This is a genomic window from Phenylobacterium sp. (genome assembly GCF_016793225.1).
Taxonomy (GTDB): domain Bacteria; phylum Pseudomonadota; class Alphaproteobacteria; order Caulobacterales; family Caulobacteraceae; genus Phenylobacterium.
In genome coordinates this window covers 40,858-63,749 of the sequence record NZ_JAEUMN010000184.1, presented here as the reverse complement: position 1 = coordinate 63,749, position 22,892 = coordinate 40,858, and the positions used below count along the sequence as shown (strand labels likewise).

General features: G+C 71.8%; 20 protein-coding genes and 1 pseudogene. 10 read left to right on the top strand and 11 right to left on the bottom strand.

Annotation, left to right across the window (positions count from 1 at the left end):
* Positions 1–236 (bottom strand): annotated as a pseudogene (locus tag JNK30_RS21340) (hypothetical protein); the annotation flags it as partial.
* Between the two features lie 13 nt (positions 237–249).
* Positions 250–819 (bottom strand): OmpA family protein, encoded by a 570-nt coding sequence (locus JNK30_RS21335; protein WP_293485516.1) that lies wholly within the window; start codon positions 817–819, stop codon positions 250–252.
* A gap of 181 nt (positions 820–1,000) precedes the next feature.
* Between JNK30_RS21335 and JNK30_RS21330 the strand changes: the two genes are divergently transcribed.
* Both JNK30_RS21330 and JNK30_RS21325 read left to right on the top strand, forming a co-directional pair.
* Positions 1,001–1,498: an FKBP-type peptidyl-prolyl cis-trans isomerase gene (locus JNK30_RS21330; RefSeq protein ID WP_293485514.1), complete on the top strand. Its 498-nt coding sequence runs from the start codon at positions 1,001–1,003 to the stop codon at positions 1,496–1,498.
* A 107-nt stretch (positions 1,499–1,605) separates the two neighbouring features.
* Positions 1,606–2,700 carry a hypothetical protein gene (locus tag JNK30_RS21325; RefSeq protein ID WP_293485513.1) on the top strand — a complete coding sequence of 365 codons (1,095 nt, stop codon included), beginning with the start codon at positions 1,606–1,608 and terminating at the stop codon, positions 2,698–2,700.
* Positions 2,701–2,757: 57 nt separating this feature from the next.
* Here JNK30_RS21325 and JNK30_RS21320 read toward each other — a convergent pair whose 3' ends face one another.
* Complete coding sequence (locus tag JNK30_RS21320; RefSeq protein WP_293485511.1) at positions 2,758–3,609, bottom strand: hypothetical protein; 852 nt, start codon at positions 3,607–3,609, stop codon at positions 2,758–2,760.
* A 357-nt stretch (positions 3,610–3,966) separates the two neighbouring features.
* On the opposite strand from JNK30_RS21320, the gene JNK30_RS21315 reads away from it, so the two are divergent.
* Entirely contained in the window at positions 3,967–5,754 is a 1,788-nt protein-coding gene (locus JNK30_RS21315; protein ID WP_293485510.1) for a long-chain-acyl-CoA synthetase, read from the top strand.
* Here JNK30_RS21315 and JNK30_RS21310 read toward each other — a convergent pair.
* Positions 5,751–6,380 (bottom strand): choice-of-anchor R domain-containing protein, encoded by a 630-nt coding sequence (locus JNK30_RS21310; protein WP_293485508.1) that lies wholly within the window; start codon positions 6,378–6,380, stop codon positions 5,751–5,753. The two genes, JNK30_RS21315 and JNK30_RS21310, sit on opposite strands and share 4 nt — an antisense overlap.
* Positions 6,381–6,454: 74 nt before the next feature.
* Positions 6,455–7,612, bottom strand: coding sequence for a PAS domain-containing protein (locus JNK30_RS21305; protein WP_293485518.1), 1,158 nt, complete (start codon positions 7,610–7,612; stop codon positions 6,455–6,457).
* Between the two features lie 90 nt (positions 7,613–7,702).
* Here JNK30_RS21305 and JNK30_RS21300 point away from each other — a divergent pair, with 90 nt between their 5' ends.
* A complete protein-coding gene (locus JNK30_RS21300; protein WP_293485506.1) occupies positions 7,703–8,200 on the top strand; it encodes a DUF3833 family protein in 498 nt (165 codons plus the stop codon).
* Here JNK30_RS21300 and JNK30_RS21295 read toward each other — a convergent pair.
* Positions 8,183–9,697 carry a PAS domain-containing protein gene (locus tag JNK30_RS21295; protein WP_293485504.1) on the bottom strand — a complete coding sequence of 505 codons (1,515 nt, stop codon included), beginning with the start codon at positions 9,695–9,697 and terminating at the stop codon, positions 8,183–8,185. The genes JNK30_RS21300 and JNK30_RS21295 overlap by 18 nt on opposite strands.
* A 104-nt stretch (positions 9,698–9,801) precedes the next feature.
* Here JNK30_RS21295 and uvrC point away from each other — a divergent pair, with 104 nt between their 5' ends.
* A complete protein-coding gene (uvrC, locus tag JNK30_RS21290) occupies positions 9,802–11,670 on the top strand; it encodes an excinuclease ABC subunit UvrC (RefSeq protein ID WP_293485502.1) in 1,869 nt (622 codons plus the stop codon).
* Positions 11,671–11,693: 23 nt separating this feature from the next.
* On the opposite strand, the gene JNK30_RS21285 is transcribed toward uvrC, so the two are convergent.
* On the bottom strand, positions 11,694–11,906 hold the full coding sequence (locus tag JNK30_RS21285) for a hypothetical protein (protein WP_293485500.1): 213 nt from the start codon (positions 11,904–11,906) through the stop codon (positions 11,694–11,696).
* Positions 11,907–12,234: 328 nt separating this feature from the next.
* On the opposite strand from JNK30_RS21285, the gene JNK30_RS21280 reads away from it, so the two are divergent.
* Genes JNK30_RS21280 through JNK30_RS21270 form a run of 3 tightly spaced genes read left to right on the top strand, consistent with a single transcriptional unit; the run spans position 12,235 to position 19,666 of the window.
* On the top strand, positions 12,235–13,920 hold the full coding sequence (locus JNK30_RS21280) for a ShlB/FhaC/HecB family hemolysin secretion/activation protein (protein WP_293485498.1): 1,686 nt from the start codon (positions 12,235–12,237) through the stop codon (positions 13,918–13,920).
* Between the two features lie 8 nt (positions 13,921–13,928).
* Positions 13,929–16,571 carry a filamentous hemagglutinin N-terminal domain-containing protein gene (locus JNK30_RS21275; protein WP_293485496.1) on the top strand — a complete coding sequence of 881 codons (2,643 nt, stop codon included), beginning with the start codon at positions 13,929–13,931 and terminating at the stop codon, positions 16,569–16,571.
* Positions 16,568–19,666, top strand: coding sequence for a CHAT domain-containing protein (locus JNK30_RS21270; RefSeq protein ID WP_293485494.1), 3,099 nt, complete (start codon positions 16,568–16,570; stop codon positions 19,664–19,666). The genes JNK30_RS21275 and JNK30_RS21270 overlap by 4 nt, the downstream gene beginning before the upstream one ends.
* Here the strand turns inward: JNK30_RS21270 and JNK30_RS21265 are convergent.
* The 4 genes from JNK30_RS21265 to JNK30_RS21250 are packed head-to-tail and all read right to left on the bottom strand — an operon-like array spanning position 19,663 to position 21,796.
* Positions 19,663–20,364 (bottom strand): MIP/aquaporin family protein, encoded by a 702-nt coding sequence (locus JNK30_RS21265; RefSeq protein ID WP_293485492.1) that lies wholly within the window; start codon positions 20,362–20,364, stop codon positions 19,663–19,665. The genes JNK30_RS21270 and JNK30_RS21265 overlap by 4 nt on opposite strands.
* 4 nt (positions 20,365–20,368) lie before the next feature.
* Positions 20,369–20,887, bottom strand: coding sequence for an arsenate reductase ArsC (locus JNK30_RS21260; RefSeq protein ID WP_293485490.1), 519 nt, complete (start codon positions 20,885–20,887; stop codon positions 20,369–20,371).
* Positions 20,888–20,898: 11 nt separating this feature from the next.
* Positions 20,899–21,252 (bottom strand): helix-turn-helix transcriptional regulator, encoded by a 354-nt coding sequence (locus JNK30_RS21255; RefSeq protein WP_293485488.1) that lies wholly within the window; start codon positions 21,250–21,252, stop codon positions 20,899–20,901.
* A gap of 49 nt (positions 21,253–21,301) precedes the next feature.
* On the bottom strand, positions 21,302–21,796 hold the full coding sequence (locus JNK30_RS21250; RefSeq protein ID WP_293485486.1) for an ArsI/CadI family heavy metal resistance metalloenzyme: 495 nt from the start codon (positions 21,794–21,796) through the stop codon (positions 21,302–21,304).
* 230 nt (positions 21,797–22,026) lie between these two features.
* On the opposite strand from JNK30_RS21250, the gene JNK30_RS21245 reads away from it, so the two are divergent.
* Both JNK30_RS21245 and pgsA read left to right on the top strand, forming a co-directional pair.
* Positions 22,027–22,167 (top strand): hypothetical protein, encoded by a 141-nt coding sequence (locus JNK30_RS21245; RefSeq protein ID WP_293485483.1) that lies wholly within the window; start codon positions 22,027–22,029, stop codon positions 22,165–22,167.
* Between the two features lie 97 nt (positions 22,168–22,264).
* The gene (pgsA, locus tag JNK30_RS21240; RefSeq protein WP_293485481.1) at positions 22,265–22,885 is read left to right on the top strand and encodes a CDP-diacylglycerol--glycerol-3-phosphate 3-phosphatidyltransferase; all 621 of its coding nucleotides are present in this window, start codon (positions 22,265–22,267) and stop codon (positions 22,883–22,885) included.
* The last annotated feature ends 7 nt before the right edge of the window (positions 22,886–22,892 follow it).

Here is a 22,892-nt window from a genome sequence, read left to right as displayed (position 1 = left end):
GCCTTGGCGGGCGCAGGCTCGGGCTCCGCCTTGGGCTCGGGCTTGGGCGGAGCCGGCGGCTCGGGCGGGGGCAGGGGCTCGACCAGCGTCACGCGGATCGGCGGCAGGTCCTGGACGGGCGGCGCGCTGGGCGCGGCCTGCACCACGACGATCGCAGCACCCGCGTGCGCCAGCAGGCTCAGCGACGCCGCGGCGATGCGGCGTCGCCGGTCCCGAGCGGGTCGGTCCCTGGACACATAGGTCCCGGTGCTAGGCGAGGACGATCAGCACCACGCGACGGTTCTGCTGGCGGCCGTCCCGCGTCTCGTTCGGCGCCGCCGGCGCGTCGGGACCGTAGCTGATGGTGCCGATGCGGTTCAGGGCCACGCCCTTCTGGTTCAGGTACCGCCGCACGGCCTCGGCGCGCTCCTCGCCGAGCTTGTAGTTGTAGTCCTTGGCGCCGGTGATGTCGGTGTGGCCCTGCACCTCGACGTAGACGTTGCGGTTCTCGGACTTCAGCTTCTCGACGAAGGCGTCCAGGCGCGCCATCGCCTCGGGGCTGAGGTCGGCCTTGTCGACCGCGAACTTCATGCTGTCGTCCGTCAGCACCTCCGAGAACAGGAACTTGCCCTCGGCCAGCTTGCCGGCCGCCGTGGCGCGTTCCAGCGCGTCGCGGGCGGTGCCTTCGACGGTGGTCACGCGGCCTTCGACGGTGTCGACCCGCGTCCCGACGACGGCCACTTCCTCTCTCACGAACTTCTTGGTGGCGCAGCCTCCGAGGCTGACGGCTCCAAGCAGCGCGGCCCCCACCACGATCACGCTCGACCTACGCATTTTCATTCAAAGTCCTCCGTCCGGTTGGTCCCCACCCCGGCCGTAAGCTCTCACTGCCGCGGTTCTTGCGGCGGAAAGGGGCACTTTTCGGGCGCAGCTTTGCTGTAGCGGCGGCTATATTTTTCGCGCGGCCGGGAACCGAAACGGGACTCGCGACAAGCGGGGCCGGAGCCGTTACGACAGGCCCATGACGTCCCGCTTGCTCCTCTCCGTCCTTGCCGCCGCCGCGCTCGCCGGCTGCGCCACCGCGCCGGCCGCCCCGCCGGTCGTCTACACCGGGACGCCCCAGGAACAGTGGGTGCAGGGCCAGCGCGCCTACGAAGCCTGGAGCGCCGCGCGGACGGGCTGGAAGGTGACGGCGAGCGGCCTGCAGTACCGCAAGGTGAAAGGCCGGGGCGCCGGCCCCCGCCCTCAGCCGACCGACACGGTGACGATCCACTACGTCGGCCGCTTCATCGACGGTCGCGAGTTCGACTCCTCCCGGCGCCGCGGCGAGCCGGCGACCTTCCCGCTGCCGCAGCTCATCAAGGGGTGGCAGGAGGGCGTGCCCCTGATGCGCGTGGGCGAGACCTTCGAGTTCGTGATCCCCTCGACCATCGCTTACGGCGAGCGCAATCGCCCGCCCATCCCGCCGGGCAGCACCCTGCTGTTCGAGATCGAGCTGCTGGGCGTGGGCGAGGAGTAGCCGCCCCGCATATTGCGCCGCCGCAATCAGCGCGCAACGCCGCTATTCGTAAGATCGGTATGACGCGCGCCGCATGACAGCGGCGCGTTCCTGTTCGGGAGACTGCCTTGCCTCGCGCCGCCCTCGCCCCCACCGCGCTGTTTGGCGCCGCCCTGCTGAGCGCCGCCGCGCTGGCGCCGCTCGCCCACGCCGCCGACAAGCCGGCCGCATCGGCCGCCGCGTACAAGGCGCCGCGCACCGCCTTCGGCCAGCCTGACCTTTCCGGCCACTGGACCAACGCCACGCTCACGCCGATGACCCGTTCGCCGACCGTCGGCGGCCGCTCCGTCTACACCGAGGACGAGGTGAAGAAGATGGAGTCGGCGGTGGCCCAGGAGATCGAGGAGGGGAACGAGCCCACCGATCCGGACGCCCCGGTCGAGGCGCCCAAGAGCCCCGCGAACGTGCGGCCCGAGTTCGCGGCGGCCGGCGGCGACGTGGGCGGCTACAATCGCGGCTGGCTCGACCCCGGCAACCACGTGATGCGCGTCCGGGGCGAACCGCGCACGTCGCTGATCACCACGCCGAACGGCCTGCCGCCGGCCCGCAAGCCCGGCGCGCCGTCGGGCGGTGGCTTCCGCGGCGGGATGGGGGCGTTCGATCATCCTGAGCAGCGGTCGCTGGGCGAGCGCTGCATCCTGTCGTTCGGCCGCAACGCCGGCCCGCCGATGTTCCCCAACGGCTTCTACAACAACAACTATCAGATCCTGCAGACGCCCGATTCCGTGCTGATCGAGGTGGAGATGGTCCACGACCTGCGCGTCGTGCGGCTGAACTCCAAGCACCGCACCGACGACGTCCGCCCCTACATGGGCGACTCCATCGGCTGGTGGGAAGGCGACACCCTGGTGGTGGAGACCACCCATATCCCGCAGGCCCAGCAGTTCATGGGCTCGTGGAAGAACCTGAAGGTCACCGAGCGCTTCACGCGCGTCGGCAAGCAGCGCCTGCACTATGCCTTCCAGGTGGAGGACCCGACGGTCTGGGAAAGCGCCTGGGGCGGCGAGTACGAGTTCTCGCCCATGGAGAAGGGCGTGATCTACGAATACGCCTGCCACGAGGGCAACTATGCGTTGCCGGGCATCCTGGGCGGCGCGCGGCAACAGGAGAAGGAGGCCGCGGCCGCCAAGAGCGGCGCTGCGCCGGCGGCCTCCCAACCCTGACGGCAGAAGAAAGGGCGGCGCTTGCGCGCCGCCCTCGATCCCCAACGGAAAGCCGGGCTACTGCGGCGGGTCGGCCGGGGCCGTCTCGGCGGGCGCCGTCGTGGTGGACGGGTCCGGCGTGATGGTCGGCGGCGTGGACGGGATCGGCTCGGCGGCCGGCGCCGTCTCCACCGAAGGCGCGGGCGCCGGATTGACCGCCGTCGTGGCCGCGCCCGGGTTCAGCGTCGAGTAGGGCTGCGGGCCGTCCGGGATGGCGGCGGAGGCGCTCGCCGGGACGCCCTGGGTGTCCGCCGCTGCGGCGGCGGGACGGGCGCGGGCGGTGCGGACCGGAGCCGCGGCCGGGGCTCGGGCGATGGCGGCCGGCTCCGCGGAGGCGGGGCTGCGCTCGGGCAGGATGTTCGCCGCGCGCTCGCCGCCGACCGGAACCGCGGGCGGCGCGTCGACGGGCGGCAGCGGGGCGGCGGCGACTTCGCTGGTCGTCGCGCCCGGCGTCAGTTCCGGAACCTCGCCGTTGTCGCGGGTGGCGAACCAGCCGACCGCGCCCAGGGCGATGACGCCGACGGCCGCGCCGGCGATGGCGGTCGACCCCATCCCCCGCGACTTGGCGGTCTTCACGCCCGTGGCGGACCGGGGCGGGGGCGCCGCGAAGGCCGTATCGTGCACGGTCTCGGTCCGGGGCGTCACGGGCTCGGCGCGGGGCGTCGTCGAGGTGACCGCCGCAGGGCCGAGGGCATAGGCGGTGGTCTGGTCGGCCCGGCTCACATCGCGTTCGGGCGACATCGGGCGCTCGGCCATCGGATCGGCGAAGCTCCGCGGCTCGGCAGCGACGGCGCTCTCGGTCGGGCGGGCGGCAGCGAAGCCGCCCCGGCGCTTGCGCTTGCGATCCCAGACCGGGGTGGGGGCGAACATGCTTCCGTCCGCATCCATATCCGGCGTGCGGTGATTGTTGTGGTCCATGCTCATTTCGGTTCCCTCAACGTCATTTGAGGGGATCAAACGGCGATATCTCGAAGGAGTTCCCGAACGCCTCGGCAATTCCAGGACGTGGACTTCATGTCGCACTACGAATACTTCCTTAATGCGGCGAATGCTGTCCAGCTTTCGCCGCAATGGCGTCGCAATGCAGGCCCGTGCGGTCCCGCCCGGAGCAGGCGTAGCCTCCGTCTCGGACCGAAATTCCGCCGCCGACGGGAACTGTGGCGCGGCGGTCCTTGACCGCCCGGTCCGGCGCTCGCCAAGCTCACCTCCACTTCGGAGAGGGCCGGGATGCGGTTTCGAGCGAGGCTCAAGCGTGACCTAAAGTTCTGGCAGGGGCTGCAGCGCACCCTGAAGCGGGTCAAGTCGATCGCCCGCGAGTCCGACAACCTGATCTGCGACGACCTGCAGGCGGCGGTGGAGCAGTGGCGGGAACGCCCCGCCATGACCTTCGAGGGCCGGTCCGTCACCTATGGCGAGCTCGACGCCATGGCGAACCGCTACGCGCACTGGGCGAAGGGGCTGAATATCCGGCGCGGGCAGGTCGTGGCGCTCTTCATGCCGAACCGGCTGGAGTACTTCGCCATCTGGTACGGCCTGTCCAAGGTCGGCGTGGTGACGGCGCTGGTGAACAACCAGCTCGCGGGCATGCCCCTGGCGCATTGCCTGAACATCTCGGGCGCCCAGCACGTCATCGTCGACACCGAGACCTCCCCGGTCTTCGAACAGGCCCGAAAGCTGCTCGACCGCACGATGCACGAGTGGGTCCTGGGGCCGGCTCACGGCGACCAGCGCGACCTCGTCCAGGCCCTCAAGAGCTGCAGCCAGCTCCCGCCCGACCGCTCGGTGCGCGAGGACATGACCGCCGCCGACACGGCGCTCCTCATCTACACATCGGGCACCACCGGCCTGCCGAAGGCCGCCCGCATCACGCACATGCGCGCCCAGCTCTACATGCGGGGGTTCGCCGGGGCGACGGGCGCCAGGTCCAGCGACCGCATCTATGTGGCGCTGCCGCTCTATCACGCCACCGGGGGGCTCTGCGCCCTGGGCGCCGCCCTGCTGAACGGCGGTTCGGTGGTCCTGCGCCGCAAGTTCTCGGCCAGCCACTTCTGGCCCGAGATCGCGGCCGAGGGCTGCACCATGTTCGTCTACATCGGCGAGCTGTGCCGCTATCTGGTCAACCACGTCGAGGATCCCGACGAGACCCGCCACAAGCTCCGCCTGGCTTTCGGCAACGGCCTGCGGCCCGACATCTGGCCGACGCTGAAGCAGCGCTTCCGCATCCCCGAGATCCTGGAGTTCTACGGCTCCACCGAGGGCAACGTCTCGATGTTCAACTGGGACGGCCGGGAAGGCGCCATCGGCCGGGCCCCGAAGTGGCTCAAGAAGCAGGTCAACTTCCGCATCATGCAGTTCGACGTCGAGAGCGGCGAGATGGTCCGGGGGCTCGATGGCCTGTGCATCGAGTGCGGGCCCGGCCAGGTCGGACAGTGCGTCGGCCGCATCGCCGGCGACGCCCGCACGGACTTCACCGGCTACCTCGACAAGGCGGCGTCCGAGAAGAAGGTGCTGACCAACGTCCTGGAGCGCGGCGACGCATGGTTCGCCACCGGCGACCTGATGCGGACCGACGCCGACGGCTACGTCTATTTCGTCGACCGGATCGGCGACACCTTCCGCTGGAAGGGCGAGAACGTCTCGACCAGCGAGGTCGAAGCCCGCCTGCAGGCGTTCCCCGGCGTCGCGACCGCCAATGTCTACGGCGTGGCGGTGGAGGGCGCCGAGGGCCGCGCCGGCATGGCGGCCATCGTGTTCGACGGGGCGTTCGATCCCCAGGCCTTCGGCGCCCACGTGAAGCGGGAGCTCCCCGGCTATGCCCAGCCCGTCTTCCTGCGGCTGCTGCCCGCGATGGACACGACGGGCACCTTCAAGATCAAGAAGGGCGACCTGGTGAAGGACGGGTTCGACCCTGCCCGGATCAAGGGTCCGCTCTTCTTCCACGACCCGAAGCGCGGCTACGTGAAGCTCACCAAGGCCGTGTTCGAGAAGATCGTCGCCGGCGCGCTGAAGTTCTAGACGGCCGCCGTCCGAGGCCGGGGGCTCCCGCGGCGACGGAGCATGGCGCCCGTTGCGCTGAAGCCCAGGATCATCAGCGCCCAGGCGGCCGGCTCCGGAACCGCGCCGGAGACGTTCACCTCCATGAAGAAGGGGTTGTCCCCGCCGAAGTTCGTCCAGTCGGCGCCCTGCATCTCGGAATAGTAGTAGGCGCCGAAGGACCCGGTTCCGACCTGACCATTGCCCTCGGCATAGCTCCAGCCGAAGCCGCCCCCGGTGACGCCCAGGACGAAGACGTAGGTCTCGCCGGGGTCGAGGGTGACGCTGACGAGGGGCGTGAAGCTGCGCACCCCGAGCGCGCCGCCGAGCGCGGGCAGGGCGAAGGTGGTGAGGAGCGCGCCGGTGGGGGATCCTGCCCGAAGCTCGGCGAAGGCGTCGGGATCGCCGCTCGCATCGCCCACCACCGCGCGGATGCTGGTCAGGACGTGGCTCTCGCCATCGTTGGTGAACGCCTGGGCGGCCCAGAGCGCGTCCGAGAGCGGCGAGGTGCTGCGCAGGTCCTCGGCGAGGTTCGACAGGAGCACGTCGGCCCGGGCGGCGGGCGCCGCGGCGAGCACGGCCGCGAAGGCGAGGTGAGCAGGTCGCATTTGTGAGCCTCCATCATTTGAAGGCCCCAGCGTTGCGCCGAGCCCGGCCGCCCGGCGCTACGCGTTTGAGTAGGTCAGGGCAGCGGGCTGTCCAGATCGGGGGTGCCGCTGGCCGCATCCCACCGCAGGGGGGTCTCGTGCAGGCGCGCCACCAGTTGCGGCTGGCGGTTCGTGTCGGTCTTGGCGAAGACGCCCTTCAGCAGGAACCGCGCGGCGTTCAGCGACACGCCGCGCGTGGCGGCGAAGTCCTCGAGGCTGGCGCCCTCGGCCAGGGCGGCGGCCAGCCGCGCCTCGGCCGGCGTGAGGCCGAACCAGTCTTTCAGGCGGTCGACGTGCGCAAACGTCGTGCGGTGGTTGCGTCCGCCCACGATCATGAGGCCCGCCGAGCCGAAGTCGGGATGCACCAGGCCTGACCCCGGCGCGATGCGCACGGCCATGGCCGCGACAGGGGCCTGGCCTTCCGTCTCGAGGGCGAACGCCGCGCAGCGCAGCGGCTCCGCGGGGTTCCCGAGCGCCTGCAGCCGCCGCGTCTCGCCCGGCTGCGGCAGCGCGAGGCGACCGTCACGCAGGCCGATGTATCCGTCCCGCAGCAGCGCCTCGCCGGCCGGATTGGCATAGGTCAGCTGCAGGCCGGCGTCGCACATCAGGATGGCCGAGGGCGCCGCGTCCAGCGCCCCGCGGGCCGTGGCCGCGGCCAGTTCGGCCTCCGCCAGTCGCCGCGAGATCCGGACCGAGCGCTGGAAGTGCGGGGTGAGGCGGCGCACGGCGCCCGCCAGCCGCTCGGAGCTGCCGTCGGGCCCCGGAAAGCACAGGCACAGATGGTCGCCGCCGTGACGGTCGAGCAGGGCGATCAGCCCCACCTCGAAGCCGTAGCTGTCGAGGTACTCGGTGAAGAACGGGCTGCGCCGGAAGGCGGCGCGGTCGATCAGCTGGTCCGAGTGGAAGACGGAGCCGACCGGCTGGCGATGGCCGCGCACGCTCCAGTCGTTGGCTCCGGCGAAGACGTGGACGTAGCCGTGCTGCGCCATTGCGTGCACGCCGCAGGCGCCCAGGAACCGGCCCGCGGGGGGCGACACACGCTCCCACAGCAGCATCGCCACGTCCCAGCGATCCTCGCCGAAGCGGCTGACGAGATGCGTGAGGGCGACGTCCCAGTGGGCCGGCGCCAGCGCCGCGTCGTAGATGTCCGCGACGACGGCGTCGTAGTCCGCGAGGTTCAGCTCGGCCGCCATGACCGGCACGGTACAGCTATCGCCGCCGGCGCGACAGTCGCCGGTCTCACCGCGAGGGGAACCCACCCGCGCCCCGGCGGTTCAGGCCGGATGAAGATCGAAGACTTCGCCGGCAAGAGCCCGGTGTTCCGCCCTGAGACGTTTTTCGACGGCCGCCTGGAAGGGTGGGGCGTGATGGAGGGCGCGACGGGCGCCGTGCAGAAGCGGTTCACCGTGGCCGCGGAAGGACACGCCGCCGCGGAGGGCGGCCGGATCCGCTATCGGGAGACCTGGACGTTCGACGACGGCCACGTCGACACCCTCGACTGGGAGATCTGGCGCGAGGCCGACGGCGGCTACGCCGGAAGCGAGGCGCGGAGCACCGGCGAGGCGGAAGGCGAGCAGGCCGGCTGCGCCTTCCACTGGCGCTACAGCCGCGACACGCCGCAGCCGGACGGAAAGAGCATCCGGCTGAACTTCGACGACTGGTTCTTCCGCATCGACAACGACGGCTACGTCGCCAAGGGGACGGCAGGACGGCTCGGGCTGCCGTTCGCCACCGCCTACGTCACCTACCGCAAGCTGCCGGCGTCAGACGGCCTCGCCTGACGGCTTCTGCTGGGCAGCCAGCGGAAGCGCGATCACGCAGACCAGACCGTCGGGCTCGAAGACTTGGCGGGCCGAGCCGCCCAGCGCGCCCTGCAGGCTGCGCTCGATCAGGCGCGAGCCGAACCCGCGTCGCGTGGGCGGCGTGACCGGGGGTCCGCCCCGTTCCCGCCAGACGAGGTCGAGGCGTCCGCCATCGCCCGTCCAGCTCACCTCGACGCAGCCTTCGCTGTTGGAGAGAGCGCCGTACTTCGCCGCGTTCGCCGCCAGTTCGTGGATCACCAGCCCGAGGCTGAGCGCCGCATGCGGCGGCAGCTCCAGATCCTCGCCCTCGAACTTGTAGCGGTTCGGCGCGAAGGGCCGGAACTCGGCCCGCAGGACGTCGCAGAGCTTGGCGCCGGCCCAGCTGCTCGCCGTCAGCAGGTCGTGGGTCGAGGACAGGGCGATCAGCCGCGACTCGAACGCCTCCCGGAAGGCTGCGGCCGAGGGAGACGCACGCAGGGTCTGGTCGGCGATCGCCTGCACCGTCGCCAGGGTGTTCTTCACCCGGTGGTTCAGCTCGTCGAGCAGCAGCTTCTGGCGACGCTCGGCCAGGACGCGATCGGTGACGTCGCTGCCTTCCACGAAGACGCCCGAGGCTTCCCCGTTCTCGCCCAGGATCGGCTGGTAGATGAAGTCGACGAACCGCTCCTCGAGCTCGCCGTCGGGCGTCCGCTGGAGGCGTACGCTCACCGCCTTGCCGATATGCGGCTGGCCCGTCCGGGCGACGGTGTGAAGCAGGTCCACGAAACCCTGGGCCCCCACCTCGGGCAGGGCCTCCGCCAGCGGGCGGCCGATCACCGCTCGGTGGCCGATCAGCTGCTGGTAGGCGCTGTTGACGAGCGCGAAACGGAAGTCCGGGCCGGCGAGCACCGCCATGAAGCCCGGCGCCTGCATGAAGAGGTCGCGCAGGCCGCGGGTCTCGCGCACGAGCGACTGGTTCTCGGCCTCGGCCTCCCGGGCCCGCAGCAACAGTTCCTTGACGCCGACGGTCGGCTCGCCGCCCGGGCCGTAGGCCAGCGTCTTGAGGCGTTCGAGTTCGGTCACATCGACGGTGTTCTGGACGATGAACTGCGTACGGCCCTGTCGGTCCAGGAGCGGGACGTGGACCGCCGACCAGTAGCGCATCTCCAGGCCGCCGCCCCGTTCCGGCGGCCGCTCCAGCGGATAGGGGATGAGGGGGATGGAATCCCGCCGGCCGGTCTCCAGGACGTGCCGGAACGACTCGCGAAGGCGCCGGCCCCCGGCGCCCGGATTGGGAAACACGTCGAACAGGTTCCGGCCGACCAGGTCCTCGCGCGCCCGTTCGACCACGGCGCAGTAGGCGTCGTTCACCGCCACGTACCGGAACTCGCGGTCCAGGATCATGTGAGGGCTGGGGAGATTCAGGAAGAGCGCCGACATGTCGGGCGCAGGCGAAGGCTCGCCCGAACGCGGCAGGTCTCCGGTTACGCTATGCATGAACGAAAACTGCTCCCCAGTGGGTTGGAACGCGCCACGGCGAAGGTTGTTCCCGGATGCCGCAGGCCCCTGTGGCCGAGACCGGACTCGCCTATATTCGCCCCATGTCCGAAACGCCTGCCGCCGCGCCCCTGAAGGGCGCCGCGCTCATCAAGGATGAGTGCAAGCGCCTGCCCGACCGGCCCGGCGTGTACCGGATGATCGGAGAGGACGGTGACGTACTCTACGTGGGCAAGGCGCGCTCCCTGAAGAAGCGGGTGCTTCAATATGCCCAGGGGCGGTTCCACACCCAGCGCATCGCCCACATGGTCGACCAGACCCGGTCGATGGAGTTCGTGACCACGCGCACCGAGACCGATGCGCTGCTGCTCGAGATCAACCTGATCAAGCAGCTGAAGCCGCGCTTCAACGTGCTGCTGCGCGACGACAAGAGCTTCCCCGAGATCGTGATCCGCCGCGAGCACCCTGCGGCGCAGCTGCGCAAGCACCGCGGCGCGCACACCATCAAGGGCGACTACTTCGGCCCGTTCGCCTCGGCCTATTCGGTCAACAAGACCCTCAACACCCTGCAGAAGGCGTTCCTGCTGCGGTCATGCTCGGACAGCGTCTACGAGACGCGCACCCGGCCGTGCATGCTGCACCAGATCAAGCGCTGCGCCGCCCCCTGCACCGGCCTGATCAGCCTCGAGGACTACAACGGCCTCGTGGAGCAGGCCGGCGACTTCTTGCGCGGCAAGTCGCGCGCCGTGATGGCCCGCATGGCCGAGCAGATGAGCGCCGCCGCCGAGGAGATGGAGTTCGAGCGCGCCGCCCGCCTGCGCGACCGGATCCGCGCCCTGGCCTCGGTGGCCCAGGAAACCCAGATCAACCCGGAGACGGTGGACGAGGCCGACGTGTTCGCGCTGCACGCCGAGGGCGGGCAGGCCTGCGTGCAGGTGTTCTTCTTCCGCGCGGGCCAGAACTGGGGCAACCGCGCCTACTTCCCGCGCGTCGACAGGAGCGACGAGGACGCCGACGTCATGGGAGCCTTCCTGGGCCAGTTCTATGACGACAAGCCGATCCCCCGGCTGATCCTGGTGAACGTGGACCCGGCCGAGAAGGAGCTGCTCGCCGACGCCTTCTGCCAGAAGGGCGGGCGCAAGGTGGAGATCGTCCGGCCGGCCCGGGGCGAGAAGCGCCAGCTCGTGCAGCACGCCCACACCAACGCGCGCGAGGCGCTGGGGCGGAAGATGGCGGAGAGCTCGGCGCAGTCGAAGCTGCTGGCCCAGGTCTGCGAGGCGTTCGGCCTGGAGGCCCCGCCCGAGCGGATCGAGGTGTACGACAACAGCCACATCATGGGCACGAACGCCGTGGGCGGGATGATCGTCGCCGGCCCGGAAGGCTTCCAGAAGAGCCAGTACCGCAAGTTCAACATCCGTGGCGCCGACCTCACGCCCGGCGACGACTTCGGCATGATGAAGGAGGTGCTGCGCCGCCGGTTCGGGCGCCTCGTGAAGGAGGAAGAGGAGGGGCTCGCCGACGTGGTCCGCCCCGACCTGGTGCTCATCGACGGCGGCATGGGCCAGGTGAACGCGGTCATGGAGATCATGGCCGACCTCGGCGTCGACGACATCCCGGTGGTCGGCGTGGCCAAGGGGCCTGACCGCGACGCGGGGCTGGAGCGGTTCTACATCCCCGGCAAGCCCTACTTCATGCTCGAGCCCAAGAGTCCGGTCCTCTACTACCTCCAGCGGCTGCGCGACGAGGCGCACCGCTTCGCGATCGGCAGCCACCGGACGCGGCGCGCCATCGACATGAAGAAGAACCCCCTGGACGAGATCGAGGGGGTGGGTCCGGGACGCAAGCGGGCGCTGCTGCACGCCTTCGGCTCGGCCCGGGGGGTCAGCCGCGCGAGTGTCGAGGACCTGGCCAAGGTGGAGGGCGTCAGCCAGGCGCTCGCAGACCGGATCTACGGCTTCTTCCGCAAGGGCTGAGGACGCGGCCCTCGGAGCGGGCTCTAGCCGATAGTGTCGTCCTCGGCGCCTTCGCCCGGCGCGGCGCGGGACGGAGCCTGCCGCTCGGTCTGCCGTTCGTCCGCCTCGACGCCCAGGGCGCGGCCCTCGGCAGGGTCGACGTGGCCCGGGGGCGCGGGGCGCTCCGGGGACCGTGGCTTCGCCGCATCGCCCGGCGAAGCCTCCATCTCGACGGCTCTTCGGTTCTGTTCGCCCATGGGTCGCTCCGCGGCAGCCTGACCATTCCGCAAGGCCCGGACGTCCGCCCGGTTCCGGCCTGCGTGAAAAATCTCGGGCGGCTGACCTCTGGGGCCGCGCCGCGGCGCCTGTCCCTTCGGGCTTCCTTTGCGGCCGACCAGGCCGCGGGACACGAAGGGAGAGCTGGGTGGTGAGTCACGGGGCGGCAAGCTCTCGATCGACCTTGCGCGCGCGTCGAACGTCGGTCTCAATGCCATGACAGGGGCGGACGCCGAGGCACGGCGGCGTTCAGCCGAAGGATTGGCGGGGCGGCGGTTCGCTGCGGCCTGCGGGGGGAGTCGCGTGCGATTGAGTTTTGGAGCGCGCCTGCTGGCGACGACGCTTGCGCTGGGCGCCTGCGCGGCGCCGATCGTCGCCCACGGCCAGCCTGCCCCCGCGCCGTCGCGCCAGGAACTGGATCGTGCGCAGCGGGCCCCGGCCCGGCCGGGCCCGGCGCCCGACCTCTTCTCGTCGCCCGAAGCCGGGCCATGCCCGCTCGCGGAGAACCCCGCGCCCCTGACCGTGACCGCCGTGCGGCTGAACGGTCTGGAGAGCGTGCCCGCGGAGGCGCTGGCGCCGGCCTATGCGCCCTATCTGAACCGCGCGGCCGGCGACGCTGCCGACCTCTGCCTGATCCGGGACGCTGTGAGCGACGCGCTGTTCGACCGTGGCGTCCTCGCCCGGGTCGAGATCCCGGCCCAGACCATCGGGACCGACGGCGTGGCCGTCATCGAGGTCATCGAGGCCCGCATCGTCAACGTCACCGTCCGCGGCGACGCCGGCCCGGCCGCGCCGATGCTGGAACGCTACGCCGCCAAGCTGCGGGGGATGACGCCGTTCGACATCAACCAGGTGCAGCGCTACGTGCTGCTGGCTTCGGACCTTCCGGGTCTGCGCGTCCAGGCGGCGGTGCGGCCGAGCCCCGGCGGCGAGCGCGGCGCCGTCGACCTCGACCTCAATGTCCAGCGCGATCCGCAGGACGTGATCGTCAACGTCCAGAACCTGCAGGCCAAGGCGACCGGCCGCTGGGGCGTGCTGGCCCAGGCGGACTTCCACACCCACACCGCATTCGGCGAGAAGACCTCGCTGGTCGCCTACCGCACGATCCAGAACGAGCAGTGGGTGCTTCAGCTCGTGGAGGAGGCGCGCTTCGGCGGCGAAGGGCTGACGGGCCGCGCCTCGATCGCCTACGGCAAGGGCCGCCCTGGCGACGTGCTGAAGCCGCTTCAGCTCCGCTCCGAGAGCCTGGTGGTGAACGCCGAGCTCGCCTACCCGATCGTGCGCAAGCGGCGCGAGAACCTGTGGATCGCCGGCGGCCTCGAGCTGATCGACCAGGAGACCCGCATCTCGGGCGCCGGGACCCTGATCGACGACGAGATCCGCGTGGCCTGGGCCGAGGTCCGCGCCGACCGCACCCACTACCTCCAGGGCCGACCGATCGTCGGCCAGGCGGCGCTGGGCCTGCGTCTCGGCATCGAGGGCCTGGGCGGACGCGGCGACGGCGACCCCCTTCTGTCGCGCTTCGAGGCGGACCCCGGCGCGCTCGTCGCCTACGGCCACGCCGAGGTCTACGCCGGCCTCTCGCCGCGGCTCGTCTTCGTGGGACGCCTCGAGGGCCAGTACTCGAAGAAGCCGCTCGTGGCCTACGAGGAGTACACCGCGGGCGCGCTCACCATCGGCCGCGGCTACGACCCCGCCTTCACCTCCGGCGACAGCGCCCTGGCCGGCAGCCTGGAGCTGCGCGCCGGACCGTTCCAGCCCAGGGCCGGGCTCCTGGTCCTGCCGTTCGCCTTCGTCGACGCTGCGCGAACCTGGGATCGCGACATCGGCGGCCTCGCCCAGACGCTGACCTCGGCCGGCGTCGGCGTCCAGGTCCCGGTGGGGCCGCGCGGCGTGGCCGACATCACCTGGGCCTATCCGCTGGATCGGCGCGAGGGCGACCGGGCCAGGCCCTCGCCCCGGCTCACCCTCAACCTCACCACCCGGTTCTTCTGAGGCCAGGCATGCGTAACCAAACGTCCCGCCGTCCGCTCCTCCTGGGAACCGCCGCCGTCGCCCTGCTGTCGGCCGCCAGCGCCGCCGCGCTGCCCGTGCTGGGCTCGCCGCCGCCGCAGGTGAGCGCCGGCGGGGCGCAACCCACCATCACCAACCCCAACGCCACCACCGTCCGCGTCGACCTCAACGCCCCGCGCACGATCATCGACTGGACGAGCTTCAACCTCACCTCGGCCGAGCGCGCTGAGTTCCTGTTCGACCAGCGCAACTGGTTCGTCCTCAACCGCGTCACCGGCTCGGCCATCAGCATCGACGGCCGGGTCGCGGCGAGCCAGGTCGTCGGGGGGCCGGCCGGCGGCCACGTCTGGTTCTATTCGCCGCTGGGCGTCGCGTTCGGCGGCAACGCCCGCGTCGACGTGGGCGGCCTGCTCGCGACCAGCGCGGCGCCCAACGTCGGCGAATTCCTCAACCCGTCGAACATCAACATCCACTACACGGGCTCGGGGAGCGGCGGGCCGGTCACGGTCGCCGCGGGCGCCCAGTTCAACGCCACCGGCACCATCGCCTTCGCCGCGCCGCGGGTGACGACCGCCGCCGGATCCACGGTCACCGTCTCGGACCAGGGCTCGGCGCTCTACCTCGCTGCAGACAGCTTCGAGCTGCAGTTCTTCCCGACCTTCAACAACGACCTGACGCTCTTCACCTTCATCATCCCGAACCGCGCCGCGGGCACGCCGATCACCAACGCGATGACCATCGCCGGCCAGACCACCTCGGGCACCATCTACCTCGCCGCCTACAGCCGCGCCGCCGTCGCCAGCGAGATGATCAACGCGCCCGGGCTGCTCACGGCCCGATCGTCCATCGCCGCGTACGGCCAGGTCACCATCACCACGGGGCGGAACGTCATCCTGGGCCAGCCGGGACCGGGCGACAACGCGCCGGTCGTCCACCATGTGCCCGGCCTCACCACCGGCTCGGCCCGGATCGGCGAGGTCAACGCCGACGGCAACGTGAACATCATCCTGACCGGGGTGAACTACGATATGGCGCCCCAGGGCGACCTGACGGCGACGCGGGTCCGCGCGGGCCAGGGGCTGGTCATCGGCGGGTCCAGGGTCAGCATCCCGGGCGGCGTCAGCTCGGGCGACGCCGGCGTGAACGCCCGCGGGGCCAACATCGTGGCCGGGCGGGACCTGTTGATCCCCACGATCACCGCGGCCGGCGACCTCTTCTTCGGCAGCCGGGCCGGCGCGACCACGTTCGACCGCGCCACCAGCGGCGGGAACCTCTCGATCCTGAACAACCAGGCGCTCACGGGGAACCTGCTGTCCAGCGTCGGCAGTCTGTCGATCTCGGCCGCCGGTTCGATCAACGTGGCCAAACTCTCGGGCGGGGCGGTGACCCTCTCCGCCGGCGGCCCGATCAACATCGCAGCCCTCACCGGATCCACCTCCGCGACCCTCGGGTCCGCCACGGGCATCGACCTCGGCGCGGTGACCACGCCGACCCTGACCGCCACCTCGCTGGTGGTCCGGCTGGGCAATGTCGCCGTTTCGGGCGACGCGCTGGTCCGCGCGCCCGAGGTCAACCTCACCGGCAGCTTCACGGCGGCCAACCTCAGCATCGAGGGCTCGGCCGGTTCGTTCCGTCTCGGCGGCGACGGCCCCACCGGCCTGACCAACGACGAACTGCAGCGCATCCGGGTCACCGGCGCCCTCAACCTCTATGCCGGCCAGAGCGTGCCGACCCCCGGCAACCCCAACCCAGCCTACGGCGACTTCACGGTGCTGAACGCCACCATCGACACCAGCCGCATCCCGAACCTGAACCTCTTCGCCCATTCCGGCCGGGCGGTGAACATCACCGGGACGCTGGACGTGACGGGCGCGGGGGGCAGCCTGCGCATCGGCGATCCCGCCAACGAGGCCTGGCGGCCGACGCGGATCCTGCTCTCGGGCGCGCTGGGGACAGCCGGCGGCGACGCCACCGCGGGCTTCACCAATGTGCGCGGCTTCCAGTCGGTCGAGCTGAACGCGATCAGCGACATCCTCATCGGCTCCAGCCGCTTCATCGACCTGGTCGACGATGCGCCGCCAGAGACCATCGACATCGCCCGCGGCCTGCCGTCGGGCGTCGAGGCCCAGGGCTCGGAAATCGGCCGCCTGTTCCTGGTGGCGGGCAGCGTCAGGATGAGCGCCGGCGACCGCATCCTGCAGCAGAACACCGGTCCGTTGGGCCAGGAGGGCGGCTTCTACCTCTCCGGCTCCGGCGTTTCGGCGACCGCGCCGCTGCTGGCGATCGCGGGCTCGCCGGAAACCGTCGACGTCTTCGGCTCGCTGGCCGGCGAGACCGGTCTGGTCTCGGGCAAGCAGGCGGCGTTCTCGCGCCGGCTGGTCGTCGACGACGCCGGCGCGGCCATCTCCGGCGCCGTGCGCGTCAACGGCTGCCCGCTGGGCGTCGGCTGCTCGGTCTCGACGCCTGCGGCCCAGTTCCGGGTCGAGCAGTTCCAGCCCGCCGCCGCGGCCGCTCCGGTCGACCCGCCGCTGATGATCCCCACCCTGCCCAGGGTGGACGAGGACGAGCGCGAGACCGAACCGGTCATCACTGGCTCGGGCAACGAAGAGATCTGGCGGAAGGACCCGCAATGACCCGCTTCCTGCAGCGCGTGGTGCTGGCCCTGGCGGCGGCCGCCGCAGGCGGGGCTGTCCAGGCGGCTCCGGCCCCGGAGACCTTCCCCCTCGGCCAGAGCGCCGAGAGCGGCGCGGTGTGCGACGCCGTCCGCGACTACCAGGACGCCGTGGCGCAGGGGAGCGGCGCGAAGGCCTGGCGGGTCCGCTGCCGGGGATATGGCGCAACGCTGGGGCGGCTCTACCAGCTGCCCCCGGGCCGGGTGGACGCCTGGCGGCGCGCGCTCCAGGACCGGGCGACGTGCCAGCCCCCGAAGCCGGCGGCGCGGGGCGGCGAGCGCACGGCCTGCCGCACCGGGGACGGCGCCTCGCCCTACGTGGTTTTCACCGCGCCAGGATCACGCGCGACCCTCGTCGCCGAAGGGCTCGCGCCGCTCGCCGACGTGCTCGAGGCCGGGCTGAGGGTCGTGGGCGGGGGCAGGCCGCCGGCCGTGGCGGCCGTCCAGACCTCGGCGGCGCAGGCCGAGATCGCCGCCGACTTCCCGAACATGCAGGGCCTGGCGGCGGCCGAGGCGGCGGCGGCCGTGGATCCACAGCGCCTGCTGGCGCGCGGCTATGTCCAGAACAACGAATGGCGCTTCGACGAGGCCGAGCAGGCCTTCCGGGCGATCGTGAACGCGGCCACGCCGGAGTCGACGCCCGCGGCGCTGCGGGCCGACGCGCTTCTCAACCTCGCCATCAATGTCTCCAACGCCGGGCGGTTCGGGGAAGCCGACGTCTACTTCGCCGAGGCCGAGGACCTGGTTCCGCGCGACGACCTGCTGCTGCGGGCCCGCGCCCAGACCTACCGCGCGCTGCACGAGCGGAACCGCGGCAGCTTCGCGGCCGCGATCTCGTCGGCCCAGGCCGCCATGCGCCTGCGCGCCGCCGCGCCGGCCCGCAGCGCTGAAGGCGCCGCGGCGCGCCCGGCCGGGGGGCTGGTCATCGATGCGGGCCTCGCCGGCCGGCTGAACGCCCCATCGGCGGCGCAGGGCCAGCTGGAGGCGCCGCGCATCAGCGTCGAGGACCAGCTTGCGGCGCAGGACGCCCAGGCGCTGCAGATCATCGGCACGTCGCAGGCCCAGCTGGGCGACCGGGCCGCCGCCCGCGCCTCGCTGGCGCAGGCGCGGACGCTCCTGGTCCGCGCGGGGGCTGTCGGCCGGGTGACGGCCTGGCTTCGGGCGCGGATCGACGCCGACATCGCGGCCCTCGACCTGCGCGACGGCCGCGCCGACGACGCCGCGCGCGGCTATGCGGACGCCGTCGCCACGCTGCGCACCCGCCATGCGGGGAGCGCCGCCGAGGGCGCCTTGCTGCTCGACCTGGGCCGCGCTCAGGCGGTCGCCGGGCGCGAGGGCGAAGCCCTGGCGACGTTCCAGCGCGCCATCGAGGTGTTCCGCAGTCAGCGGGGCGGCCTCGGCGGATCGGCGGACGCCACGGCGCCGTACTTCGATCTCCTCCTGGCGCGGATCGCGCGTGGCGAGGATGCGGACGGGACCCTGGCCGCGCGCTTCTTCGAGGCCGCCCAGATCATCGTGCCTAGCGCGACGGCCGAGACGGTGAACCGGCTGGCGGCCCGGGTGGCGGCCGGCGACGACGCCACCGCGGGCCTCGCCAGGGCCTTCGAGGACGCCCGCCGCAGGGTGCGCGCCACCGAGAGCGCCATCGCGGCCGTCCAGGCCGAGGGCGCAGGACAGGAGGCGCTGCGCCGGGAGCTGGCGGCGCAGCTCGCCGCCCGCCAGGCCGAGGCGAACGACCTGGAGGCCCGGCTGTTCGCCGCGGACCCGCGGTACAACCAGCTGATCGCCACCGGCGCCACCGCCGCCGAGATCCGGAAGGCGCTGCGCCCCGGCGAAGCCTACCTCAAGGTGCTGCCGCTTGGCGCCAAGAGCTATGGCGTGGTCGTCACGCCCGAGGCGGTCAAGCCGTACGCCATCCCGCTCACCCGGGCCCAGATCGACGAGGACGTCCGCCTCCTGCGGGTGGCGCTCGAACCCGGCGAGAGCCTCGTGGCGTTCGACGTCGCCCGCGCCGCCGACCTCTTCGAGCGGCTGGCGGGACCCGCGAAGGCCGAGCTGCTGGCCGCGCGCCACCTGATCTACGAGCCGACCGGACTGCTCGTCTCGCTGCCGGTGGGCGTGCTCGTCGCCGAACGTCCGGCCGCGGGGGCCGAGCAGGACTACCGGCGGACGGCCTGGCTGGGCGCCAGGCTCGACACGTCGCTGGTGACGTCGGGCGCCAGCTTCCTGCAGTCCCGGGCGTTCGCGCCCTCGCGGGCGTCGCAGCCCTACCTCGGCTTCGGCGACCCGGCCCTGGCGCGGCCGGGCGCGGGTTCGCGCGCCTACAATCTGTCGCGCTCGTTCGGACGCCGCTCGGCGCGGCTGGACGAGGTGTGCGGCCGCACGCGCGAGGCGCTGCTGGGCATCGAATCCCTGCCGGAGACCGCGCAGGAGGTGCGCGCGGTCGGGGCCAGCCTCGGGGCGGCGAACAATGTGGTGGTGGGCGCCGACTTCAACGACGAGGCGCTGATCGCACGGCGGGACCTGTCCGGATACAGGGTGCTGTACTTCGCCACGCACGGCCTGCTGCCGCAGCCGGATTCGTGCCTGCCCGAGCCCGCGCTCGTGACGTCGCTCGGTCCGGGCGGCGAGAGCGACGCCCTGCTGGACACCGGCGAGATCCTCAACCTGCGCCTGGACGCCGATCTGGTGGTCCTGGCGGCCTGCGACACCGGTGGCGCGGGCGCGGGCGCCGACCGCACGGGCCTCACGGGCGGCGGCGAGGCGCTGGGCGGGCTGACCCGGGCCATGATCTACGCCGGCTCGCGGACCCTGGTCGTGTCGCACTGGTCGGTGGATTCGGAATCGGTGGTGCGGCTCATGACGGGCGTCTTCGCGTCGGACCAGCCGACGCTGGCGGGCGCGCTGCGCCGCTCGCAGCAGGCGCTGCTCGAGCAGGAGGCCACCGCCCATCCCTACTTCTGGGCGCCGTTCACCCTGGTCGGCGACGGCGCGCGGCCGCTGCCGCGCACGCAGACGGGTTCGGTGGCCGTGGCGGGCTCGGTGGCGGGCCGCTAGTCGGCCGAGGGCTTCAGCAGCCAGCCCATGGCGGCCAGCGCCGCGACGGCGCCGACGACCTGGGCCGCGATGAAGGCGGGCGCCGATGCCGGCGCGATGCCGGCGAAGGTGTCGGTGAGCGACCGGGCCACCGTCACCGCGGGGTTGGCGAAGGAGGTCGACGCCGTGAACCAGTAGGCGGAGGTGATGTAGAGGCCGACCGCGAAGGGCGTCGCCTCGGGCCGGAAGCGCAGGGTTCCGAGGATCGTCGCGATGAGCCCGAAGGTCGCGACGCCTTCGGACCAGGCCTGCGGCGGACCGTCCCTCAGCTTGGACGAGACCTGCAGGATGGGCTCGGCGAACATGGCGTGCGCCGCCCAGACTCCCAGGATCCCGCCGGCGGCCTGGACCACCGTGTAGGCCAGGGCGAGCCGCGCGCCGATCTCGCGGCGCAGCGCGAAGACCAGCGTCACCGCCGGGTTGAAGTGCGCCCCGGAGATCGGGCCGAAGATGGTGATCAGGACCACGAGGCCGGCGCCTGTGGAGAGCGTGTTGCCCAGGAGGGCGATCGCGTCGTTCCCGCCCGACAGGCGCTCGCCCATGATGCCGGAGCCGACCACCACGGCGAGGAGCAGCGCGGCGCCCAGCGCCTCGGCCGCGAGTCGGCGTCCGACCGAGTAGGGGCGGAGCGGGGGCTCGAGACTGGCTTCCGTGGTCAAGGCGTCAGGCCGGCTGGGTCGAGGACGCGCCGATCTCGTTCAGCCGCGCCTGGAGGGACAGCCGGTCGAGCCTGGCCATCGGCAGATCGAGGAAGAGGGAGATCCGGTTGGCGAGCATCCGGTAGGTCTCGGCGAAGGCGAGGGCGATCTCGGCGTCGCTGCCGGTGGCCTTCGCAGGGTCCGGGAGGCCCCAGTGCGCCGTCACGGGCTGGCCCGGCCAGTACGGGCAGACCTCCCCGGCCGCGTCGTCGCAGACCGTGAAGATGAAATCGAGCTCCGGCGCTTCCGGGTTGGTGTCACGGGAGAACTCGTCCCACGACTTGGACTGGAAGCCTTCCGTGTCGTGATCCAGCCGCTGCAGCAGCGCCAGGGCGTTGGGATTGACCTGGCCGGTCGGGAAGGAGCCGGCCGAGTAGGCGCGGAAGCGGCCGGCGCCTTCGCGGTTCATGATCGCCTCGGCGAGGATCGAGCGGCAGGAGTTGCCGGTGCACAGGAAGAGGACGTTGTAGGGCCGGTCGCTCACCCGGGGTCTCCTCAGCAGGGGGTCGGCTCGGCCGCGCAGGCAGTCCGGGCGACCGGACCCAGCGCGCCGCAGATCTCGGGGGCGCCGGCGCAGCAGTCTTCCATCAGGAAGGCCAGCAGCTCGCGCATGGCGCCGTAGCCCGCGGTGTAGATGATCGACCGGCCGTCGCGGCGCGACGACACCAGGCCGGCCGCGGCGAGGATGTTCAGGTTGGTCGACAGGGTGTTCGGGAGGCTGCCGGTGGCGCGGGCGATCTCGCCGGCGGGCAGGCCGTCCGGGCCGGCCCGCACCAGCAGGCGGAACACTTCGAGGCGACCCTGGTGCGCCAGCGCGCCCAGGGCCGCCGTGGCGGCTTGCACTTCCATTGTTCTGGAATGCCGGAAGTTCACCGTTCCGCCAAGCGAAGCTTTTGTGTCAGCAGCAGCCCGCCGAGGTCCTTGCAGGCTCGGCGGGGACGGGCGCCGGCGCCGCCGCCGGCCCGCAGCATGCGCCGGCCGGCTTGGCCTGGGACTGCTCGAGCTCGGTCAGCGCGGCGCTCGCGCCGTACGTCGTGGCGTCGCCGAAGGTGTAGAAGGTCTCCCATCGCAGGCCGGCCGGATCGCCCACCCAGCTCTTGTCGGACTGGGCGTAGCAGCAGGTGGTGGCCGCCTCGTCGAAGGTCTGCGCCCCGGCCGCCTTCAGCCGCGTGGCGAGCTCGGACAGCTCGGCGGCGCTGTCCACCTGGATGCCCACGTGATCGAGCCCCGCCTCGCGATGCGTCGAGATGGCGAAGTTCACGCGGGGGTCGTCGAGCATCCACTTCGCGTAGTCGTCCTTCACCACCGTCGGCTGGGCGCCGAACAGCGTGGCGTAGAACCGGATGGACTGATCGAGGTCGGGGACGCTCACGTGCAGGTGCAGGCGCTTCATGGTTCGATCTCCGCAGGGATGTTGTTCTTCTATATTTCTAGAAATAACGAAACGTCAAGCGGCATTTGTCGGGGACCGCCGGCCGTCAGCCACAAGAGCCATGGCCCGGTCGTCGAGGCGGTGTCCCGGAGAACCTCACCTGCCCCCGCAGCGCGGCGGCTCACCGCTCGTCAATCACTCTGACAGCGCCGTTCATGGACGGTTCAAGGCGCGGTTCGCAACCTGGGCGCATGTCGAGACGCGCCTCCTCCGCCCGATCCGCGCCGCCCGCCGACCGCCCCTCGGCCTGGGCGATCGCGTTGCTGCTCGCCTCCGGCGCGTTCGCGCTGTTGTCGATGGCGCTGCTGGCGACGGGCTACGGCCTGACCTGACGCCTCAGACGTCGGCGAATGAGTCCGGGCTTCCTGAAACGATGCCCGTGGACGCATAGTGGGAACGAAGCTTCGCCCTGGACGCTCGATTCCCCACATGAAGTCCCTCCCGAACATCCTCACGGCGTCCCGGCTGGTCATGGCCCTCTTCATGTTCGTGGCCTTCGCCGCGGCGGCGGGCGCCGTGCCGTACCTCGCGCAGCGCCTCGAACCCGAGCTTCAGTTCGCCCTGCAGCGCTGGGCCGTCTACGCCTTCGTGCTGGCAGCGGTGACGGACTTCTTCGACGGCTGGCTGGCGCGCAAGCTCAACGCCGAGAGCGTCTGGGGCGCGATCCTCGACCCCATCGGCGACAAGGTGCTCGTCTGCGGCGCGATCCTGGGGCTGATGTCGCTGGGGCCCCAGCCGATGGTCGTGCTGCCGGCCGGCCTCATCCTGTTCCGGGAGTTCACGGTCAGCGCGCTGCGGGAAGTCGGCGCGGGCAAGGGCGTGAAGCTCCCGGTCACGCTGCTCGCGAAGTGGAAGACCACTCTCCAGCTGGTCGCACTGACCATGGAGCTGGTGGTCGCCGCCTGGGGCGCCTTCAGCCTCCCGGACGGCGGAGCCTTCCGCACCGGCTTCGAGTTCGCCGCGCACACGCTGTTCTGGATCGCCGCGCTGGTGACCCTGATCACCGGGATCCAGTACTGGGAACAGACCCGCAAGGCGCTCTCGACCTGACGGAGGC

Excerpts from the sequence above, each read along its gene's own strand:
- JNK30_RS21335 (WP_293485516.1), bottom strand. The coding sequence starts at position 819 with ATGAAAATGCGTAGGTCGAGCGTGATCGTGGTGGGGGCCGCGCTGCTT.
- JNK30_RS21330 (WP_293485514.1), top strand. The coding sequence starts at position 1,001 with ATGACGTCCCGCTTGCTCCTCTCCGTCCTTGCCGCCGCCGCGCTCGCC.
- JNK30_RS21320 (WP_293485511.1), bottom strand. The coding sequence starts at position 3,609 with ATGTTCGCCCCCACCCCGGTCTGGGATCGCAAGCGCAAGCGCCGGGGC.
- JNK30_RS21315 (WP_293485510.1), top strand. The coding sequence starts at position 3,967 with ATGCGGTTTCGAGCGAGGCTCAAGCGTGACCTAAAGTTCTGGCAGGGG.
- JNK30_RS21310 (WP_293485508.1), bottom strand. The coding sequence starts at position 6,380 with ATGCGACCTGCTCACCTCGCCTTCGCGGCCGTGCTCGCCGCGGCGCCC.
- JNK30_RS21305 (WP_293485518.1), bottom strand. The coding sequence starts at position 7,612 with ATGGCGGCCGAGCTGAACCTCGCGGACTACGACGCCGTCGTCGCGGAC.
- JNK30_RS21300 (WP_293485506.1), top strand. The coding sequence starts at position 7,703 with ATGAAGATCGAAGACTTCGCCGGCAAGAGCCCGGTGTTCCGCCCTGAG.
- JNK30_RS21295 (WP_293485504.1), bottom strand. The coding sequence starts at position 9,697 with ATGCATAGCGTAACCGGAGACCTGCCGCGTTCGGGCGAGCCTTCGCCT.
- uvrC (WP_293485502.1), top strand. The coding sequence starts at position 9,802 with ATGTCCGAAACGCCTGCCGCCGCGCCCCTGAAGGGCGCCGCGCTCATC.
- JNK30_RS21285 (WP_293485500.1), bottom strand. The coding sequence starts at position 11,906 with ATGGGCGAACAGAACCGAAGAGCCGTCGAGATGGAGGCTTCGCCGGGC.
- JNK30_RS21275 (WP_293485496.1), top strand. The coding sequence starts at position 13,929 with ATGCGTAACCAAACGTCCCGCCGTCCGCTCCTCCTGGGAACCGCCGCC.
- JNK30_RS21270 (WP_293485494.1), top strand. The coding sequence starts at position 16,568 with ATGACCCGCTTCCTGCAGCGCGTGGTGCTGGCCCTGGCGGCGGCCGCC.
- JNK30_RS21255 (WP_293485488.1), bottom strand. The coding sequence starts at position 21,252 with ATGGAAGTGCAAGCCGCCACGGCGGCCCTGGGCGCGCTGGCGCACCAG.
- JNK30_RS21250 (WP_293485486.1), bottom strand. The coding sequence starts at position 21,796 with ATGAAGCGCCTGCACCTGCACGTGAGCGTCCCCGACCTCGATCAGTCC.
- JNK30_RS21245 (WP_293485483.1), top strand. The coding sequence starts at position 22,027 with ATGTCGAGACGCGCCTCCTCCGCCCGATCCGCGCCGCCCGCCGACCGC.
- pgsA (WP_293485481.1), top strand. The coding sequence starts at position 22,265 with ATGAAGTCCCTCCCGAACATCCTCACGGCGTCCCGGCTGGTCATGGCC.